At 72.0% G+C, this 1,559-nt stretch carries 1 pseudogene; it reads left to right on the top strand.

The features are described 5' to 3' along the window. Positions 1-1,539: pseudogene (locus AB8Z75_RS34590) on the top strand (ATP-binding cassette domain-containing protein); the annotation flags it as partial. Positions 1,540-1,559 lie beyond the last annotated feature (20 nt).

Genomic DNA, 1,559 nt, shown 5'->3' with positions numbered 1-1,559 from the left:
AGCTGGGGGAGGGGCGGGCGAGACAACCCTGTTGCGGCTGATCGCGGGCGAGGTGAAGCCGGACGCGGGGACGGTCACCGTCAGCGGCGGGCTCGGCGTGATGCCGCAGTTCGTGGGGAGCGTGCGGGACGAGTCGAGTGTGCGCGACCTCCTCGTCTCGGTGGCCCATCCGCGCATCCGTACGGCGGCCAAGGCCGTGGACGACGCGGAGTACGCCGTGATGACCGTCGACGACGAGGCCGCGCAGCTGCGCTACGCGCAGGCCCTCGCCGACTGGGCCGAGGTGCGCGGCTACGAGGCCGAGACGCTGTGGGACATGTGCACCGTCGCCGCGCTGGGTGTGCCGTACGAGAAGGCGCAGTGGCGCCAGGTGCGCACCCTCTCGGGGGGTGAGCAGAAGAGGCTGGTGCTGGAGTGGCTGCTGCGCGGCACGGACGAGGTGCTGCTGCTGGACGAGCCGGACAACTATCTCGACGTTCCCGGCAAGCGCTGGCTGGAGGGGCGGCTGCGCGAGACGAAGAAGACGGTGCTGTTCATCTCTCACGACCGGGAGTTGCTGGCGCGCGCCGCCGATCGCGTCGTGGCGGTCGAGCCGGGCGCGGCGGGCAGCGACGTGTGGGTGCACGGCGGCGGCTTCGCGACGTTCCACGCGGCGCGCAAGGAGCGGTTCGCGCGGTTCGAGGAGCTGCGGCGGCGCTGGGACGAGGAGCACGCCAAGCTCAAGCGGCTGGTCACCATGTACAAGCAGAAGGCCGCCTTCAACTCGGACATGGCCTCCAGGTTGCAGGCGGCCCGCACGCGGTTGCAGAAGTTCGAGGAGGCGGGGCCGCCGCTGGAGCCGCCGCGCGAGCAGGACATCCGCATGCGGCTGCGCGGCGGTAGGACGGGTGTGCGGGCGATCACCTGTGCGGGCCTGGAGCTGACGGGGCTGATGCGCCCCTTCGACCTGGAGGTCTTCTACGGGGAGCGGGTCGCCGTGCTCGGCTCTGGGGGCACCTCCCGGCGTTAGCTGGGGGAGGCTCGGGAAAGTCCCACTTCCTGCGGCTGCTGGCGGGCGGGGAGGTCGGCCACACGGGGAAGTGGAAGCTGGGCGCCCGTGTCGTCCCCGGCCACTTCGCCCAGACCCACTCCCACCCGGAGCTGGAGGGCCGCACCCTCCTGGACATCCTGTGGAAGGAGCACGCCCACGACCGCGGCGCCGCGATGTCGGCGCTGCGCCGCTACGAGCTGACCCGGCAGGCCCAGCTCGCCTTCGAGCGCCTGTCCGGCGGCCAGCAGGCCCGCTTCCAAATCCTGCTGCTGGAGCTGGCCGGCGCCACGGCGCTGCTTTTGGACGAGCCGACGGACAACCTGGACCTGGAGTCCGCCGAGGCCCTCCAGGAGGGCCTGGAGTCGTTCGAGGGGACGGTGCTCGCGGTCACCCACGACCGCTGGTTCGCCCGCTCCTTCGACCGCTTCCTGATCTTTGGTGCGGACGGCCGGGTGCGGGAGACGCCGGATCCTGTGTGGGACGAGGGCAGGGTGGCGTGGGCGCGGTAGGAACGGGCGCGGCGTGGTGG

The sequence above is a fragment of the Streptomyces sp. PU-14G genome (genome assembly GCF_041028275.1).
Taxonomy (GTDB): domain Bacteria; phylum Actinomycetota; class Actinomycetes; order Streptomycetales; family Streptomycetaceae; genus Streptomyces.
The sequence above is the reverse complement of the archived record's forward strand: the minus strand, read 5'-3'. Positions and strand labels throughout refer to the sequence as shown.